Origin of the sequence: Streptococcus infantis (genome assembly GCF_047463655.1) — a bacterium.
GTDB classification, from domain to species: domain Bacteria; phylum Bacillota; class Bacilli; order Lactobacillales; family Streptococcaceae; genus Streptococcus; species Streptococcus infantis_Z.
Genome location: NZ_JASHDM010000003.1, coordinates 72,370 through 89,425, shown reverse-complemented (window position 1 = coordinate 89,425; position 17,056 = coordinate 72,370). Strand labels below are relative to the sequence as shown.

General features: G+C 41.2%; 16 protein-coding genes, 1 pseudogene and 1 riboswitch. Of the genes and pseudogenes, 12 read left to right on the top strand and 5 right to left on the bottom strand.

From position 1 onward, the window contains the following. The first annotated feature begins 103 nt into the window (after window positions 1-103). Window positions 104-697 carry a Holliday junction branch migration protein RuvA gene (gene ruvA, locus QM877_RS04145; RefSeq protein WP_414317682.1) on the top strand — a complete coding sequence of 198 codons (594 nt, stop codon included), beginning with the start codon at window positions 104-106 and terminating at the stop codon, window positions 695-697. A gap of 9 nt (window positions 698-706) precedes the next feature. After that, the gene (locus QM877_RS04140) at window positions 707-1,270 is read left to right on the top strand and encodes a DNA-3-methyladenine glycosylase I (RefSeq protein ID WP_414317681.1); all 564 of its coding nucleotides are present in this window, start codon (window positions 707-709) and stop codon (window positions 1,268-1,270) included. Window positions 1,271-1,330: 60 nt separating this feature from the next. Here QM877_RS04140 and QM877_RS04135 read toward each other — a convergent pair whose 3' ends face one another. The 4 genes from QM877_RS04135 to QM877_RS04120 form a co-directional block, all read right to left on the bottom strand. After that, entirely contained in the window at window positions 1,331-2,362 is a 1,032-nt protein-coding gene (locus QM877_RS04135) for a S66 family peptidase (protein ID WP_414317680.1), read from the bottom strand. A 151-nt stretch (window positions 2,363-2,513) separates the two neighbouring features. Next, window positions 2,514-2,777: a SemiSWEET family transporter gene (locus tag QM877_RS04130; RefSeq protein WP_004250486.1), complete on the bottom strand. Its 264-nt coding sequence runs from the start codon at window positions 2,775-2,777 to the stop codon at window positions 2,514-2,516. Between the two features lie 202 nt (window positions 2,778-2,979). Next, complete coding sequence (locus tag QM877_RS04125) at window positions 2,980-3,654, bottom strand: DUF1129 domain-containing protein (RefSeq protein ID WP_006146142.1); 675 nt, start codon at window positions 3,652-3,654, stop codon at window positions 2,980-2,982. 11 nt (window positions 3,655-3,665) lie between these two features. Further along, window positions 3,666-4,610: a magnesium transporter CorA family protein gene (locus QM877_RS04120; protein WP_000815631.1), complete on the bottom strand. Its 945-nt coding sequence runs from the start codon at window positions 4,608-4,610 to the stop codon at window positions 3,666-3,668. Between the two features lie 142 nt (window positions 4,611-4,752). Between QM877_RS04120 and uvrA the strand changes: the two genes are divergently transcribed. From uvrA to QM877_RS04070, 10 genes and pseudogenes are all read left to right on the top strand, one after another. Next, window positions 4,753-7,584 carry an excinuclease ABC subunit UvrA gene (uvrA, locus tag QM877_RS04115; protein ID WP_414317679.1) on the top strand — a complete coding sequence of 944 codons (2,832 nt, stop codon included), beginning with the start codon at window positions 4,753-4,755 and terminating at the stop codon, window positions 7,582-7,584. After that, on the top strand, window positions 7,577-8,638 hold the full coding sequence (locus QM877_RS04110; RefSeq protein WP_414317678.1) for a M24 family metallopeptidase: 1,062 nt from the start codon (window positions 7,577-7,579) through the stop codon (window positions 8,636-8,638). Before uvrA ends, QM877_RS04110 begins: the two co-directional genes overlap by 8 nt. Before the next feature lie 53 nt (window positions 8,639-8,691). Then, window positions 8,692-8,845: riboswitch (M-box (ykoK) riboswitch) on the top strand. A 192-nt stretch (window positions 8,846-9,037) separates the two neighbouring features. After that, complete coding sequence (mgtA, locus tag QM877_RS04105) at window positions 9,038-11,698, top strand: magnesium-translocating P-type ATPase (protein ID WP_414317677.1); 2,661 nt, start codon at window positions 9,038-9,040, stop codon at window positions 11,696-11,698. Window positions 11,699-11,833: 135 nt separating this feature from the next. After that, a complete protein-coding gene (gene spx, locus QM877_RS04100; RefSeq protein ID WP_000591165.1) occupies window positions 11,834-12,232 on the top strand; it encodes a transcriptional regulator Spx in 399 nt (132 codons plus the stop codon). Window positions 12,233-12,306: 74 nt separating this feature from the next. Then, entirely contained in the window at window positions 12,307-12,879 is a 573-nt protein-coding gene (locus tag QM877_RS04095) for an SP0191 family lipoprotein (protein WP_414317676.1), read from the top strand. A gap of 96 nt (window positions 12,880-12,975) precedes the next feature. After that, window positions 12,976-13,242 carry an IreB family regulatory phosphoprotein gene (locus tag QM877_RS04090; RefSeq protein ID WP_000507060.1) on the top strand — a complete coding sequence of 89 codons (267 nt, stop codon included), beginning with the start codon at window positions 12,976-12,978 and terminating at the stop codon, window positions 13,240-13,242. Between the two features lie 3 nt (window positions 13,243-13,245). Further along, a complete protein-coding gene (ruvX, locus tag QM877_RS04085; protein WP_414317675.1) occupies window positions 13,246-13,665 on the top strand; it encodes a Holliday junction resolvase RuvX in 420 nt (139 codons plus the stop codon). A gap of 15 nt (window positions 13,666-13,680) precedes the next feature. Continuing rightward, entirely contained in the window at window positions 13,681-13,986 is a 306-nt protein-coding gene (locus tag QM877_RS04080; RefSeq protein ID WP_000017624.1) for a DUF1292 domain-containing protein, read from the top strand. Window positions 13,987-14,202: 216 nt separating this feature from the next. Then, window positions 14,203-15,441 (top strand): bifunctional folylpolyglutamate synthase/dihydrofolate synthase, encoded by a 1,239-nt coding sequence (locus tag QM877_RS04075; protein WP_414317674.1) that lies wholly within the window; start codon window positions 14,203-14,205, stop codon window positions 15,439-15,441. An 87-nt stretch (window positions 15,442-15,528) separates the two neighbouring features. Next, a pseudogene (locus tag QM877_RS04070) lies at window positions 15,529-15,957 on the top strand (SP_0198 family lipoprotein); the annotation flags it as partial. Window positions 15,958-16,084: 127 nt separating this feature from the next. Here the strand turns inward: QM877_RS04070 and QM877_RS04065 are convergent. Continuing rightward, window positions 16,085-16,897 (bottom strand): Cof-type HAD-IIB family hydrolase, encoded by an 813-nt coding sequence (locus QM877_RS04065; RefSeq protein WP_075232343.1) that lies wholly within the window; start codon window positions 16,895-16,897, stop codon window positions 16,085-16,087. Between the last annotated feature and the right edge of the window lie 159 nt (window positions 16,898-17,056).

Genomic DNA, 17,056 nt, shown 5'->3' with positions numbered 1-17,056 from the left:
TTTAAACTGCGTCAGCCTTACCTTGTCTAACTTAAGTTATGCCTACGGTTAGCTTCCTAGTTTACTCTTTGATTTTCATTGAGTATAAATTGAAGGGAAAATTATGTACGAATATTTAAAGGGTATTATTACCAAAATTACTGCTAAATACATTGTTCTAGAAGCTAACGGTATCGGCTACATCCTGCATGTAGCCAACCCCTATGCTTACTCAGGACAAGTCAACCAAGAAGCACAAGTCTATGTGCATCAAGTGGTGCGTGAGGACGCCCATCTGCTTTATGGATTTCGATCAGAAGACGAGAAAAAGCTCTTTCTCAGTCTGATTTCGGTTTCTGGGATTGGTCCTGTATCAGCTCTGGCTATCATTGCAGCAGATGACAATGCTGGCCTCGTCCAAGCCATCGAGACTAAGAATATCACCTACTTGACTAAATTCCCTAAAATCGGTAAAAAAACAGCTCAACAGATGGTGTTGGATCTAGAAGGTAAGGTGGTTGTGGCCTGTGACGACCTCCCTGCTAAGACTGCAGTTCCATCTAGCAACGACAACAAAGAATTGGAAGAAGCCATGGAAGCCATGTTGGCATTGGGCTACAAGGCGACCGAGCTGAAGAAGATCAAGAAATTCTTTGAAGGAACGACTGATACAGCAGAGAATTATATCAAGTCTGCCCTTAAGATGTTGGTAAAATAGGAGCAGAGCATGACAAAACGTTGTTCGTGGGTCAAGATGACTAATCCTCTCTATATCGCCTATCATGATGAGGAGTGGGGCCAGCCCCTCCATGATGACCAAGCATTGTTTGAGTTATTGTGCATGGAAACCTATCAGGCAGGCCTGTCTTGGGAAACGGTGCTCAACAAACGCCAAGCTTTCCGTCAAGTTTTTCATGGTTACCAAATTCAAGCTGTTGCAGACATGACGGATGAAGAACTGGAATCTTTGTTAGAAAATCCAGCTATCATTCGTCATCGCGCCAAGATTTTTGCGACGCGAGCTAATGCCCAGGCCTTTCTACAAGTTCAGAAAGAGTATGGCTCTTTTGATGCTTATCTCTGGTCTGTTGTAGATGGGAAAATCATCGTTAATGATATCCCGGACTACAGTCAAGCACCAGCCAAAACAGCCTTGTCTGAGACATTATCCAAGGATCTCAAAAAACGAGGCTTTAAGTTTACGGGTCCTATTGCAGTTTTGTCTTTTCTACAGGCTGCAGGTTTGGTTGATGACCATGAGAATGATTGTGAATGGAAAAGCGGTCATTAGTGTGTATAGGTAGCTAGCATATCTGAGAATATAGAAAAAGCTGAGAAATTCTTCCCAGCTTTATTTGTTATAGTCAAAGTGGATGACTTGCTCCGTTGCATCTACATGGGCGTGGACCCCAAAGGGGACAATAGCTCTTGGAGTTGCATGACCAACATTTAGATTATAGACAATCGGGATATTGCTATCAATGATATCCAATAGTGCCTCTTTATAGTCGTCATAAAAGGTTTCATCCATTGGCTTTCCGACCAAGAGTCCACTGATAACCTCGAATATCCCATTTTCCTTCAAAGTCCGCAACATCTTTTTGAAGTCTTCTGGCTTAGGCTTTTCTTCGCTGGTTTCTAGCAAGAGGATTTTTCCTTCCCAGTCTGACAAGTCAGGGAAAAGTTTGTATTTTTGGCAGAGCTCCGTACTGTCTGCGTATCGAGAATTGTCAAAGATATCATAGAGAGATTCAAGGCAACCACCGAGAATTTCTCCCTCAAACTGAGCATTTCCTTGCAATAAGTCAAAACCTGTATTTACATGACTGATACGAGCTGTTCCCAGGGCCTTTGGACTAAAGTCAATCCGTTCCTCATACCAAACGTCGCTAGGGCGGATTTCTGAGATTTTTCCAGTCTCAATCAATTCTTTAAAGTAGTGGCGGCTATATGGCAACATTTCTTTGTCTAATTCACAAATGTCTGCTAAAAAGGATTGACCATAAAAAGTTTTAACACCTAGTTTATGCAACATGAGATGGTTCATGGTTGTATCCGAGAAACCAAGAAAAATCTTTTGTTTGATAACTTTTTCTAGTTGGTCATTTTCAAAAAGGTAGGGCAACAAACGATAGGTATCATCTCCACCGATGGCGCATAGGATCATGTCGATACTATCATCAGAAAAGGCTTGCATCAAATCCTCCGCACGCGCTTCAGGATGGTCCTTGATAAAGTCTAAGCCTTTTAACGAATGGGGCAAAAAGATAGGATTAAGTCCCAGATCCTTGAGACGTTGGACACCCAAGTCCACTTCGTGTTTGACAAAGTCTTCTCCGATAATGCCACTAGACAAACTAACAATACCAATAGTAGAAACCATATCTCATCCTCCTAGAAATAGATTGATGCTATTGTATCACAAAAGAAGAGGGGAAACAACAAGAATTAGAATCAGAAAAAGGCTTTTAGATCACGAAAGTAAGCAAAAAAGCAACCGCTCGATGTGGTTGCTTTTTATAGTAGTTGCATTCTTATAGAGCAGTAAGGAAGGTCAGTCCGCCAAGGATAACCCCAGCCGAGTTTGGAATGATTAGAATCCAGTCTTTCTTAGGCTCTTTTGTCCATCCATAAATGACCCAGATTAAGCAAGAAACAGCTGCTGATAAAGGTTGGAATGGTTGAGCTTTATTTCCTTGTAAATTGGCAAAAATTTGGGGGATGTAGGCTATAAATACAATAATTCCGATAAAGGCACCAATTGAACCAACAATTTGATTAATTCTCTGTTTAGTCATATATACTTCTCCTTATTACTTTATTAGTATAACAGAAAAACAACTTGGATTCAAGGACAAAACCTCGGGATTCTAAGGAAAGACTTTACATTGAAGTAAATTTAGACAAAATGTCTATTTATGATTTTGACGAATCAATAAATGATTTGGAACTACAAAAAAAGTAGTCTGTCTACAAAACACACTACTTTCATTGTTTATCTTAATATCTAGCAGGTCCTGCACTTGCGCTCTTGATGTTGAAACGTTTTTTGAGGTAGAAACGTAGGGCAAGGAGAGCTCCTCCAATCACCAACAAAACAAGAGGTGGGAGACTAATGTTGATGGCTTGTGGAAGGAAGTTACTCAAGAAGAGGATGAAGACCCAGGCAAACATGGTTGCTAACATAACCAAAAGTGATTTCCAGAATGGAGGACGTTGGCTACGGTCAGTATCTGGTCCGTAGTAGCGGTAGATGAAGTGGTAGAGAAGGTAGAAGGCAACTCCTCCGAAGGCCCCTACACTGATGAGTGTTACCAAACCGTAAGCCACTGGTTGGTTTGAGAAGAAGCTCATCAAGGCACTAACTACTGCAAACAGTCCTGTAATGAAAAGGGCTGAATCCAACATCATCAATTTTGGATCGTCATTTTCCTTTGGATGTTCTTTTTCGTATTGCTCTTTTTCGCTAAAGCTGTGAGCCCAGTGAGTTGGTGCTCCGTAGATAGAACGAGCGGTCACACCTTTTGGTTGTTCTTCAAGGATATGAGGAATGACTTCTTCAAGGATAGCCTTGATTTCGGCGTCAGTTTTTCCATCCTTTAGAAATTGCTGGGTTGCAATGTGGATAAATTCTTGGTTTTTCTTGGTTAATTCTTTTAAATCAATCTGTGACATAATAACTCCTGTTAGAACCATTTTTTATGGATGAGGTAAAGAGTGAGAGAAACACTCATAGCAAAGGCGATAAAGACGATGAGCCAGAAAGCATGCGGTTCTCCGTTTAAAGGAATTTCATTATCCTTAAAGTTCATTCCGTAGGCTGAGAAAATCATGGTCGGGATGGACATAACGATAGTCACAAGTGCCAAGGTTTTCATGATATTGTTCTGGTTGTTTGAAATGATAGAAGCGAAGGTTTCTGTCATAGAGTGAAGGACGTTTCCATAGATGTCCGCCATCTCGATGGCCTGTTGCGTTTCAATCAAGGTATCTTCCAGTAAGTCTTCGTCTTCAAGGTATTTCTTGATATTGCTAGTTGCGCTGGTCAATTTTTTAATCACGCGCTCATTTGTCTTCAGAGAAGCTTTGAAGTAGACGATGGTCTTTTCCAACTCCATGAGTTCGATCAATTCTTCGTTTCGAGTAGATTTGTGAAGTTGACTCTCGATCTGCTCACTCTTACGTTCGATTGAACGGAGGGCTGTCAAGTAAATCTCCGCATTGCGGTAGAGGATTTGGAAGATGAAGCGCGAACGCATGAAGGTATAGAAATTCCGAAGCCTACGATTGATAAAGACATCAAGAAGTGGTAGTGGCTCCAAGCAGGTAGTGATGATAGCCTCTTCTGTTATGATAATCCCCAAGGGAATGGTCACGTAGTAGGTCTGGTTATTTCTTTCCTCTGTGATTGGGACGTCTACGATAATCAAGGTGTACTCATCTTCGATGGTGATACGAGACATTTCTTCCGCATCGAGTGGTGCACGGAGGTCTGCGATATCAATATCAAAGGCAGAGGCGATTTCCATCGATTCGCTTTGAGTAGGATTGACGAGATTGATCCAAGTGCCCGGCTGGAGCGTATCGATCTCTTTAAATTCAGTTGTTGTTGAGAGAAAGACTTGTTTCATATCTCCTATCCTTTCCTAATCTAATCCGTGTTTCAGTGATTTTTGACACCGTACTATTATACTACAAAATCGGCTTTTTTGGTAATAGAATTTCACTTTTTTTGGTATAATGGAAAGCAACAATGGACTAGAAAGAAGTAACATGCAAGATAAGATTGTCATCCATGGGGCTCGCGCCCATAATTTAAAAAATATAGATGTGGAAATTCCGCGTGACAAGTTAGTTGTGGTGACGGGACTATCTGGATCAGGAAAGTCTAGTTTAGCCTTTGATACCCTTTATGCAGAAGGGCAACGTCGCTACGTTGAGAGTCTGTCAGCCTATGCTCGTCAGTTCTTAGGCAATATGGAAAAGCCAGATGTGGATTCTATCGATGGTCTCAGCCCTGCCATTTCCATTGACCAGAAAACGACCAGTAAAAATCCTCGTTCGACGGTTGGAACAACGACGGAAATCAACGATTATCTACGTCTTCTCTATGCACGTGTAGGGACCCCCTACTGTATCAATGGACATGGGGCTATCAAGGCTTCGTCTGTAGAGCAGATTGTGGACAAGGTTTTGGAATTGCCAGAACGCCAACGCTTGCAGATTTTGGCTCCTGTCATTCGTAAGAAAAAGGGTCAGCATAAGACGCTGATTGAAAAGATTCAAAAGGATGGCTATGTTCGTGTCCGTGTCGATGGGGTTGTCTATGATGTGACCGAAGTTCCTGAACTTGAAAAGAATAAACAACACAACATCGATGTGGTGGTAGACCGTATTATCATCAAAGATGGTATCCGTAGTCGTCTCTTTGACTCAATTGAAGCAGCCCTTCGTATCGCTGAAGGTTATGTCGTTATTGATACTATGGATGATTCAGAGTTGCTCTTTTCAGAACACTATGCTTGTCCAGTATGTGGATTTACAGTTCCAGAGCTAGAACCTCGTCTCTTCTCCTTCAATGCACCATTTGGTTCTTGTAGCGAGTGTGATGGTTTGGGAATCAAGCTAGAGGTTGATACGGACTTAGTAGTGCCAGATGCTAGCAAGACCCTTCGTGAGGGAGCATTAGCACCTTGGAATCCTATCTCTTCTAACTATTATCCAAATATGCTAGAACAAGCCATGACAGCCTTTGGAGTGGATATGGATAGGCCTTTTGAGGACTTGTCAGAGGAGGAGAAGTATCTCATCTTCTATGGCTCAAATGGTAAGGAATTCCATTTCCACTATGAGAATGAATTCGGCGGAGTTCGCGACATCGACATCCCTTTTGAAGGAGTTGTCAATAATATCAAGCGTCGCTATCATGAAACCAATAGCGACTACACTCGCACTCAGATGCGCCTTTATATGAATGAGCTAACTTGTGGTACCTGTCATGGTTATCGTCTCAATGACCAGGCCTTATCGGTTCGTGTAGGGGGAGAAAAAGGACTCCATATCGGAGAAATTTCAGACCTATCCATCGCAGACCATTTGGAAGTTATTGACCAGCTAACCTTATCTGAAAATGAAGCTATTATCGCTCGTCCGATTCTTAAGGAAATCAAGGATCGCTTGACCTTCCTCAATAACGTGGGTCTTAACTATTTAACGTTATCCCGTTCTGCAGGAACATTATCAGGTGGGGAGAGCCAACGTATTCGCTTGGCAACTCAGATTGGTTCCAACCTCTCAGGAGTTCTCTATATTCTTGATGAGCCGTCGATTGGTCTTCACCAGAGGGACAATGATCGCCTGATCGCCAGTCTGAAAAAGATGCGGGATTTAGGAAATACTCTCATCGTGGTAGAACACGATGAAGATACCATGCGAGAAGCTGATTATCTGATCGACGTTGGTCCTGGAGCGGGCGTCTTTGGTGGAGAAATTGTTGCAGCGGGAACACCTAAGCAAGTAGCGCGCAACAGCAAGTCTATCACAGGTCAGTACTTGTCAGGCAAACGTGCCATTCCAGTGCCAGAAGAGCGTCGTGTCGGTAATGGTCGTTTTATCGAAGTGACGGGAGCGCGTGAAAACAACCTACAAAATATCACTGCTCGCTTCCCTCTCGGAAAATTCATTGCGGTGACAGGGGTGTCGGGTTCAGGGAAATCGACCCTAATCAACAGCATCCTCAAAAAAGCTATTGCTCAAAAACTAAATCGCAATTCAGACAAACCTGGGAAGTTTAAGACTATTACAGGAATCGAGCATATCGACCGTCTGATAGATATTGACCAAAGTCCAATAGGACGAACACCGAGGTCTAATCCCGCTACTTATACAGGTGTTTTCGATGACATCCGAGACCTCTTTGCTCAGACAAATGAAGCCAAGATTCGAGGCTACAAGAAGGGTCGTTTCAGTTTCAATGTTAAGGGTGGTCGCTGTGAAGCCTGCTCGGGTGATGGGATTATCAAGATTGAGATGCACTTCTTGCCAGATGTTTATGTGGCTTGTGAAGTCTGCCACGGAACCCGCTACAACAGTGAAACGCTAGAAGTTCACTACAAGGAAAAGAATATCTCGCAAGTCTTGGATATGACCGTCAACGACGCAGTAGAATTTTTCCAACATATTCCGAAAATTCAACGCAAACTCCAGACAATCAAAGATGTTGGTCTAGGTTATGTGACCTTAGGACAACCTGCTACCACCCTTTCTGGTGGAGAAGCGCAGCGTATGAAGCTGGCTAGCGAACTCCACAAGCGCTCGACAGGTAAGTCTTTCTACATTTTAGATGAGCCGACAACTGGTTTGCATACTGAGGACATCGCTCGATTACTCACCGTTTTGTCTCGCTTTGTCGATGATGGAAATACAGTTCTCGTGATCGAGCACAATCTGGATGTCATCAAAACAGCAGACCATGTTATCGACTTAGGACCAGAAGGTGGTGTGGGTGGCGGAACCATTATCGCAACAGGAACACCAGAAGAAGTAGCTGCTAATGAAGCCAGCTATACAGGACAGTATTTGAAAGGAAAGTTACATCATGAATAAACGTGTGCAAGCATTTCTCGATAAAATGCAAGAAAAAGAATTAGATGGAATCATTATCAACAACCTCAAAAATGTCTACTATTTGACAGGATTTTGGGGTTCAAATGGAACAGTCTTCATCAGTCGTGACCGTCAGGTCTTGGTGACAGATGCCCGCTATATCATTGCTGCCAAGCAAGAAGTAACTGGTTTTGAGATTTTTGCGGAGCGTGACGAGTTGGCTACTATCGCAAAAATTGTAAAAGACCTGGGTCTTTCTCGTATCGGGTTTGAAGATGAGATTTCAGTTTCTTATTACCATCGCATGCAATCCGCTTTTGAAGGTTTGGAACTAGTTCCACAGAAACAGTTTGTTGAGGCGCTTCGTATGATTAAGGATGAGACAGAGATTGCGACCATTCGCAAGGCTTGTTCTATCTCAGACCAAGCTTTCCGTGATGCTCTTGATTTTATCAAACCAGGTAAGACAGAAATTGAAATTGCCAACTTCCTCGACTTCCGTATGCGAGAGCTTGGAGCTGCCGGTTTGTCTTTTGATACGATTCTAGCGAGTGGCATCAACTCTTCTAAACCCCATGCCCACCCAATGCACAAGCCAGTAGAACTAGGCGAAGCTATCACTATGGACTTTGGATGCCTTTACGAGCATTATGTCAGTGATATGACTCGGACCATCTACCTCGGTCATGTCAGTGACGAGCAGGCAGAGATTTACAATACAGTTCTAAAAGCCAACCAAGCATTGATTGACCAAGCTAAGGCTGGTTTAGGTTTCCGAGACTTTGATAAGATTCCTCGTGACATTATTGTGGAAGCAGGTTATGGACAATACTTTACACACGGTATCGGGCATGGTATCGGACTCGATATCCACGAAGAACCTTACTTTAGCCAAACCTCTACAGAAGTTATTAAATCGGGTATGGTCTTGACTGATGAACCGGGTATTTATATTGAAGGTAAATACGGGGTTCGTATTGAGGACGACATCCTGATTACAGATACTGGTTGCGAGTTATTAACCCTTGCTCCAAAAGAATTAATCGTAATCTAAGAAAAATGAGATAAATCGTTGACTTTTACTAGTTAAAGGTTTATACTGAAAGGCGAAAACGGTAGGTGAGGCTACCATAGGGATACGGATGACTACCGCAAAGCAGTGGAGACACTACTCGTTGGTCAACAGTTCTGGTCGCGAAGGTCAAGACTAAGCTCATTACATCGCCCTATGGAGTTAAAGCTTGAACGAAAACAGATAATCAGTTTTTTAGTCCTGCCATTTTATGGCAGGACTTTCTGCTGTTTTAGAACAAAGAAGGGAGACAAACGATGCAAATTGACGATCATCCAGAACCGCACATACACAGCCAATCGCTGATTTGTGTCGTTCTGTCCTTATAAAGTGATTGGTCCCCGTGTATGAAATCACCATTCATACAGATAGGAGAAACCAATGAAAACTACAAAAGAAAGACTAGCAGCAGCTATTCAAAATTCATTAAAAGATAGTCTAGCTTTTTACCATACAAGTCAAAAAGGTTTAGATTCAGAACAAGTCGAAGAAAACCGTGACTTATATGGTGAAAACACCATCACTAAGGGTCAAGAGGATTCCATCTTTAAAAAGATTTATGAGTCCATTATCAATCCTTTCACAATCATTTTGCTTGTGATTGCCTTTATCTCTCTCGTTACAAACGTCTGGCTTGCCAAACCTGGTCAAGAGGATCCAACGACTTCTATCATTATCGTTGTCTTGGTTTTGATTTCAGGAGGTATCCGTTTTGTCCAAGAATTGCGGAGCGACAAGGCAACAACCAACCTTTCAAAAATGATTGTCAACACTGCAACTGTTATTCGTGATGGTCTTGAACAAGAGTTACCCATCGATGAGTTGGTTGTAGGAGATCTCGTGAAATTGAGTGCGGGAGATATGATTCCAGCAGATGTTATCTTATTTGAATCACGCGACTTTTTCGTTCAACAGTCAGGCTTGACTGGAGAAAGTGATGCAGTTGAAAAACTTGCCTTAAATAAAGCTACTAATCAAAATGTAGAGAGTCTTTTAGAAGCAGAATCTTTGGCATTCATGGGGACAAACGTTATTTCGGGAAGTGCTACAGCGATGGTTCTGGCAGTTGGTGATGACACCATGATGGGAGCCATTGAGCAGACTCTCAACACCTACGATGAACCAACTTCTTTTGAACGTGAAATGAACAGCATTTCTTGGCTCTTGATCCGCTTGATGCTTGTCATGGTTCCAATCGTGTTTTTCGCAAATGGGTTGACTGATGGAGACTGGCTAGAGGCTGGAGTCTTTGCCTTGAGCGTTGGTGTCGGACTTACACCAGAAATGCTTCCAATGATTATCACAGCCAGCTTGGCCAAAGGTTCCATTATCATGGCCAAGGAAAAGGTGGTTATCAAAAAACTTAATGCTATTCAAGACCTAGGAGCAATTGATATCCTATGTACGGATAAAACTGGAACTCTAACGCAAGATGAGATTGTCTTAGAATACCCTTTGGATATCCATGGTGATTTGGATATGGCAGTCTTAAGAAGAGCTTATCTAAATTCACATTTCCAAACAGGTTTGAAAAACTTGATGGACCGTGCCATTATCAGTAGAACTGAAAAAGAAGCTAAAGAACACGTTATTCTACAAGATTTGGATAAAATCTTCCAAAAGATTGACGAACTTCCATTCGACTTTGAACGTAGACGGATGAGCGTCATTGTAAAAGACGACAGCAATGTCGTTAGTATGGTTACCAAAGGCGCTTTAGAAGAAATGTTGAACATTTCGACTCATGTGGAATATCGCGGAGAAATCATTCCCCTAACCGAAGACATTCGCCAAGAAGTATTAGCAGAAGTTGGTCAATTAAACCGTCAAGGTTTGCGTGTCTTAGGTGTTGGTTACAAGTCAGGTCTACGTGAAGATTATGCCTATGCTGTGACTGATGAAAGTGACATGATCCTTACGGGGTACCTTGCCTTCTTGGATCCGCCAAAACCATCTGCAGCACCCGCTATTCAAGCTCTGCTTGAGCATGGTGTCAAAACAAAAATTTTAACTGGGGATAACGAAAAAGTAACCCAAGCCATTTGTCAAAAGGTTGGTTTGGACGTTGAGCATATGCTCTTAGGGGCTGACATTGACCAAATGACAGATCAAGAATTGGCAGAAGCGGTTGAAAGTGTAACAGTATTTGCTAAATTGTCTCCGGATCAAAAAGCTCGTATCATTTTACAGTTAAAGAAAAATGGTCATGCCGTTGGTTATATGGGAGATGGGATTAACGACGCTCCATCCATGAAGGTGGCTGATGTTGGAATTTCTGTAGATACAGCAGTAGACATCGCCAAAGAAACAGCGGATGTTATTTTGCTAGACAAGGATCTCATGGTTCTTGAGACTGGTATTGTTGAGGGCCGTAAGGTCTACGCCAACATGACCAAGTACATCAAGATGACAGTTAGTTCAAACTTTGGGAATATCTTCTCACTCCTTGTTGCGAGTATCTTCTTGCCATTTTTACCAATGGCCCCTGTTCATCTCATTGTCCTAAACCTAGTCTATGATTTGTCTTGTGTGGCATTGCCATTTGATAATGTGGATCAAGACTTCCTTAAACAACCCCATACATGGGAAGCAAAATCCATTACGCGATTTATGGTTTGGATGGGACCAATCTCATCTGTCTTTGATATTTTGACCTTTATCTTCCTCTACTTTATCATTGTTCCATTGGTGACAGGTCATCATTATGTTCACGGCTCTGAATCTGCCCTTCAGTTTATTATCTTGTTCCAAACAGGATGGTTCATCGAATCTATGTGGTCTCAAACCATGGTCATCCATATGCTTCGTACAGCAAAAGTTCCTTTTGTACAAAGCAGACCAGCTTGGCTTGTGATTTTGATGACACTGGTTGCAGCCTTCTTCGTAACCAGTCTACCATATGGACCACTGGTAAATATCCTTCGTCTAGCACCCTTAGGATTTCCTTACTTCTTGTTCTTAATCTGTATTATTTTCTTGTATATGTTTAGCGTTACAGTTATTAAGAAATTTTACATTAAAAAGTATAAAGAATGGTTATAGTTCGTATTTTGTCAAGAAAAAAGTTCAAAAATTGCCAAAAAAGTTAAAATTTTTTAAAAATAGGTCGCAAGTCCGATGTTTTTTATGGTATAATAGTCTAAACTGATAGTAACATGTAGCGAAAGGGGTAGGTACATGATCAAAATTTATACAGTCTCAAGTTGTACTAGCTGTAAAAAAGCGAAGACCTGGCTCAATGCCCACCAGTTAAGTTATAAAGAACAAAACCTCGGTAAGGAAGGAATCACGAGAGAAGAACTACTTGATATTTTGACAAAAACAGACAATGGAATTGCAAGTATCGTATCATCGAAAAATCGTTATGCAAAGGCCCTTGGTGTTGATATCGAAGATTTGAGTGTCAATGAAGTGCTCAACCTAATCATGGAAACACCACGTATCTTGAAAAGTCCAATTCTTGTGGATGAGAAACGCCTACAAGTCGGCTATAAAGAAGACGATATCCGTGCCTTTTTACCACGCTCTGTCCGTAATGTGGAAAATGCAGAAGCGCGTTTACGTGCGGCTCTATAAAACATCAAGGCTGGGAGTGACTCCTGGCCTTCTCTAATATTTAAATTTTTAAATTGGATAACATGTGAGGATTTATGAAAAAGTTAGTCATTGGAACATTCGCAGCGCTATTTTTACTTGTTGGCTGTGGTCAGAAAAAAGATACGGCCTCTTCAACTACTGAGAGTTCTCAAGAAGCCCTGCAGTCAACCTTGCCCGTATTAGAAAATGCAAGCAAGAATACAGTTGTTACCAAGACCTTAGTTTTGCCAGCTGATGAGAGTGGAGCACAGCAAACTCAAATCATTACCTACAAAGGCAATCAATTTTTAAGCTTGACCATTCAGCAGAAGCGTCCTGTATCAGAAGACTTAAAAACTTATATTTCTGAGCGAGGATTAGATGAAGCTAAAAAAGCTCTAAAAGAAGCTGAGGATAAGGATGAGTCTGTTCAAGTGGCTCGAAAAATTTCAGGCTTTACCATTGAAACGACTCTTTTAAATGAGAAAGAAATGGAAACCAAGACTAGCTATGATTTCCAAACACTGGATCTCAAAAAAGCAAGTGAAAACGAATACTTGAAGAATGTTGGACTGGAAAATCTATTGAAAAACGAACCAGAGGACTATATTGCTAATCGTGTTGCAAATGGGGCAACAGTCCAGTAAAAAGTCAGAGAAAATCAGCAGAATCAGACTGTGTGATTTGTAGAACGACCGCGAATGTGCTATAATAGTACTATTCTAAGGAAAGAGGGTGTTAGAATGGGATTTACTGAAGAAACCGTACGTTTTAAATTGGACGATTCCAATAAAAAAGAAATCAGTGAAACATTGACAGATGTCTATGCTTCTTTGAATGAAAAGGGCTATAACCCTATTAACCAGATCGTGGGCTATGTTCTCAGTGGAGACCCAGCTTACGTTCCTCGTTATAACAATGCACGAAATCAAATCCGTAAGTATGAGCGAGATGAAATCGTTGAAGAATTGGTTCGCTACTACCTTAAAGGACAAGGAGTCGATCTATAATCTATGAGAATTATGGGATTGGACGTTGGTTCCAAAACGGTAGGAGTGGCGATTAGCGATCCGTTAGGCTTTACGGCACAAGGACTTGAAATCATCCAAATCAATGAAGAACAAGGAGAGTTCGGTTTTGACCGCCTCAAGGAACTCGTTGAAACCTATAAGGTAGACCGTTTTGTTGTTGGTTTGCCTAAAAACATGAACAATACCAGCGGACCGCGGGTAGAAGCCAGTCAAGCCTATGGAGCCAAACTAGAAGAACTCTTTGGTCTACCGGTAGAGTATCAAGATGAACGCCTAACTACGGTCGCTGCAGAGCGTATGTTGATTGAGCAAGCGGATATTAGTCGCAATAAGCGTAAAAAAGTTATTGATAAATTAGCCGCTCAATTGATTTTGCAAAATTATTTAGATAGAAAATTTTAAGACAGAGGAGAAACTATGTCACACGATCACAACCACGATCACGAAGAACGTGAACTTATTACACTTGTAGATGAGCAAGGAAACGAAACTTTGTTTGAAATCCTTTTGACTATTGACGGAAAAGAAGAATTTGGTAAAAACTATGTCCTTCTTGTACCAGTTAATGCAGAAGAAGATGAAAACGGCGAAGTTGAAATTCAAGCTTATTCGTTCATCGAAAATGAAGATGGAACAGAAGGTGAATTGCAACCAATCCCTGAAGATTCAGAAGATGAATGGAACATGATTGAAGAAGTCTTCAACAGCTTTATGGAGGAGTAAAAACGTTCGGGGAACGTTTTTACCCTTGCGATAGAAATGAAGACCGCAAGTCAGTCCAGTGGACGTTTTAGCCTGATGCTAAAAATAAAAACCGTCAGTAAGTTCGGTGGATGTTTTTAGCCTGACGCTAAAAATAAAATTTAGCTAGTATCTAGCAAAATGAGTAAAAAGCGAAGAGAATCTTCGCTTTTTTGTTAAGGATTAAGGAGATTAAGCGTGTTTGAAGTAGAAAAATGGCTTCATAGTCGAATCGGTTTGAATTTTAGATCAGGTTTAGGGAGGATGCAGAGTGCGGTAAACTTGCTGGGAAATCCTGAGCAAGCCTATCCTATTATCCATGTGACAGGGACAAATGGAAAGGGTTCAACCATCGCCTTTATGAGAGAGCTCTTTGTTTCGCACGGCAAGAAGGTGGGGACCTTTACTTCGCCCCATATTGTTAGCATCCATGATCGGATTTGCATCAATGGTCAACCCATATCGGACGCAGACTTTATCCGTTTAGCAAATCAAGTTAAGGAAATGGAGCAAAGACTTCTAGAAACACACGATCAGCTATCTTTTTTTGAGTTGTTAACCGTGATTGCTTTGCTTTATTTTAAAGAACAAGGGGTGGATCTAGTTCTATTAGAAGTTGGAATTGGTGGCTTGCTTGACACGACCAATGTGGTGACTGGAGAGATCGCAGTTATTACATCAATCGGCCTAGATCACCAAGAGACCTTGGGTAATAGTCTAGAAGAAATCGCTGAACAGAAAGCAGGAATTTTTAAGCTAGAAAGAGCAGCAGTGATTGCAAACTTAGCTCCTGAAGCCCAGCTCGTTTGTCAAAAGATAGCAGAAGATTTAGATGTAACTCTCTACCAAGCTGACCGAGATTTTTCTTTCAAATCAGGACATTTTTCTTCTTCTCTTGCGGATTTGAACCAACTAAAACTAGGATTGGAAGGATCTTATCAAGAGGAGAATGCTGCTTTGGCTTTGCAGGCATTTCTGTTGTTTATGACAGAGAGAGGTGAAAAGATCAATGAGGAAGCTATCCGGTATGCTCTGAAAACAACCAGCTGGGCTGGGCGTCTAGAAGCTGTTACGGAGCACATTTATTTGGATGGGGCTCACAATTTACCAGCTCTAGAGCGGTTGGTTGAATTTATCCAGGAAAAAATTCAGCAAGGTTATCATCCCCAAATCCTTTTTGGTGCTTTAAAGCGTAAGGATTATAGCGGAATGTTAACTTATTTGACAGATCATTTACCTGATACAGCTCTCTATGTGACGAGCTTCGACTATCAAGGCTCTTTGGAGGAGCAGGATTTGAGTGGCTATCATAGAGTTGCTTCCTATCGAGATTTTATAGATAATTTTGATAGTTCTGCAGGCGAGAAAGACTTGCTATTTGTGACAGGTTCTCTCTATTTTATATCTGAGGTTCGTGCCTATCTTGTGAATGTTTGAACCCGCTTGATATAGTAGAGGTGAAATGGCTCAGCAGTATTATGATACTTCATAGTTGTTAAAAGAAAGGAGACATTATGTCACTAAAAAAAATTCACACTTTCTCTTGCTACTGTGGTAAGTCTTAGTCTCTTAGTTGCGTGTTTGCCAATAACTAAGTCGACACCTTTATCCCAAGCAAGCACTAGCTCTGAAGCGAGCACTAGTCAAGTATCAGAAATCAGTGCTTCTAGTTCTACTACTAGTGCAAAGACTGACACAACTACTAATATAGATGGGACCTACAAGGGCCAAGACGAGGGTGATAGCATTACTCTTGTAGTCACTGGAAATACCGGAACGTGGACAGAAGTTGAAGCGGACGGAGATCAAGAGGTTAAGAAGGTGACCTTCGAATCAGAAAATCAGAGAGTCTTTATTGGAGACGATATCAAGATTTATGTGGCAGAAGAGAACCAGATTATTATCGATGACATGGACCGCGACGTTTCTGATCGTATCGTTTTAAAGAAATAGATATTTTGTAAGGATTTGAATCTGGCTAAAACAGGTGCAAATTCTTTTTTTATTGACTTTGAGCTCAAAAAAATTCCATACTTTTAAGGTCGCTAATGTCTACCACAAAAGTATAGAATGAGTGAAATTAAAGAAATCGTTCTTGTAAAAACTGAGCAACGCCATCTTCTTCATTGGTTAATGGTAATTGTTCGTCTGCGAAAGGTAACAGAGCAGGATTTGCGTTTTTCATGGCATAGCCTTTACCTGCAAAAGAAAGCATTTCTTGGTCATTGTGTTCGTCACCAAAGGCAATCAAATTCTGTTTGTCTATGTTCATGACATTGAGAAGGTATTCGAGGGCAAAAGCCTTGTGGACACCTTTTGGAGTGCATTCAAGGATATTTAAGGGGCCACCCCAAGTATTAATATTGAGTTGGTGCTTGTAGAAGTTGTTCATCTCTTCAGCCAGTGCATATTTATCGTCTGCCCTAGTTTGTAATAGAATACAGTTAGGCCCCTTGGTCACTAAATTAGACTGGAATTGATTTTCTGGGCGAAAGTTTTCAACACCAAATAATTTAGGGTCGGCAATTTCTTTGTTCGGGGCTGTAATGTAAAACTTTTTACGGTATTCGCCTGCGATAAAGTCTGCTTCAATATCCTCTTTTCGTTTCACGATATCCAAGAGGTATTTTTTGTCCACAGTCAGACACTTTTCATGTTTCCAAGTCTTACCTGGCAGATGAGTAAGTGAACCGTTGAAGTTGATCATAGGGGTTTCAAGTTCAAGTTGATCATAAAAATCTTTGGCCATACGGTAAGGGCGACCAGTTGCGATAACGATTTGGTGGCCTTTTTTTGAGATTTTCTTAATCGTTTCAATAGTAAAGTCAGAAAGTTTGCTTTCAGAGTTGAGTAGGGTACCGTCCAAATCGACGGCAATCATTTTTTTAGTCATAAAATCCTCCCGAATCTAGTTTCAGATAAGATGTTTTCTATTATATCAGAAAGTGACTAGAAAAGCTGATAATAAGTAAAAAGAAGGAGAAAAGTATCGGATAAGATTTTTATGATTCAGTAAAAACATCTTGAAAATATGAATGATTGATGGTATAAT

Bases quoted from the DNA above. Each gene is read 5' to 3' on its own strand.
- QM877_RS04125 (WP_006146142.1), bottom strand. From the start codon at position 3,654: ATGTCACAGATTGATTTAAAAGAATTAACCAAGAAAAACCAAGAATTT.
- ruvX (WP_414317675.1), top strand. From the start codon at position 13,246: ATGAGAATTATGGGATTGGACGTTGGTTCCAAAACGGTAGGAGTGGCG.
- QM877_RS04140 (WP_414317681.1), top strand. From the start codon at position 707: ATGACAAAACGTTGTTCGTGGGTCAAGATGACTAATCCTCTCTATATC.
- QM877_RS04095 (WP_414317676.1), top strand. From the start codon at position 12,307: ATGAAAAAGTTAGTCATTGGAACATTCGCAGCGCTATTTTTACTTGTT.
- spx (WP_000591165.1), top strand. From the start codon at position 11,834: ATGATCAAAATTTATACAGTCTCAAGTTGTACTAGCTGTAAAAAAGCG.
- QM877_RS04080 (WP_000017624.1), top strand. From the start codon at position 13,681: ATGTCACACGATCACAACCACGATCACGAAGAACGTGAACTTATTACA.
- mgtA (WP_414317677.1), top strand. From the start codon at position 9,038: ATGAAAACTACAAAAGAAAGACTAGCAGCAGCTATTCAAAATTCATTA.
- ruvA (WP_414317682.1), top strand. From the start codon at position 104: ATGTACGAATATTTAAAGGGTATTATTACCAAAATTACTGCTAAATAC.
- QM877_RS04120 (WP_000815631.1), bottom strand. From the start codon at position 4,610: ATGAAACAAGTCTTTCTCTCAACAACAACTGAATTTAAAGAGATCGAT.
- QM877_RS04110 (WP_414317678.1), top strand. From the start codon at position 7,577: ATGAATAAACGTGTGCAAGCATTTCTCGATAAAATGCAAGAAAAAGAA.
- uvrA (WP_414317679.1), top strand. From the start codon at position 4,753: ATGCAAGATAAGATTGTCATCCATGGGGCTCGCGCCCATAATTTAAAA.
- QM877_RS04135 (WP_414317680.1), bottom strand. From the start codon at position 2,362: ATGGTTTCTACTATTGGTATTGTTAGTTTGTCTAGTGGCATTATCGGA.
- QM877_RS04065 (WP_075232343.1), bottom strand. From the start codon at position 16,897: ATGACTAAAAAAATGATTGCCGTCGATTTGGACGGTACCCTACTCAAC.
- QM877_RS04130 (WP_004250486.1), bottom strand. From the start codon at position 2,777: ATGACTAAACAGAGAATTAATCAAATTGTTGGTTCAATTGGTGCCTTT.
- QM877_RS04090 (WP_000507060.1), top strand. From the start codon at position 12,976: ATGGGATTTACTGAAGAAACCGTACGTTTTAAATTGGACGATTCCAAT.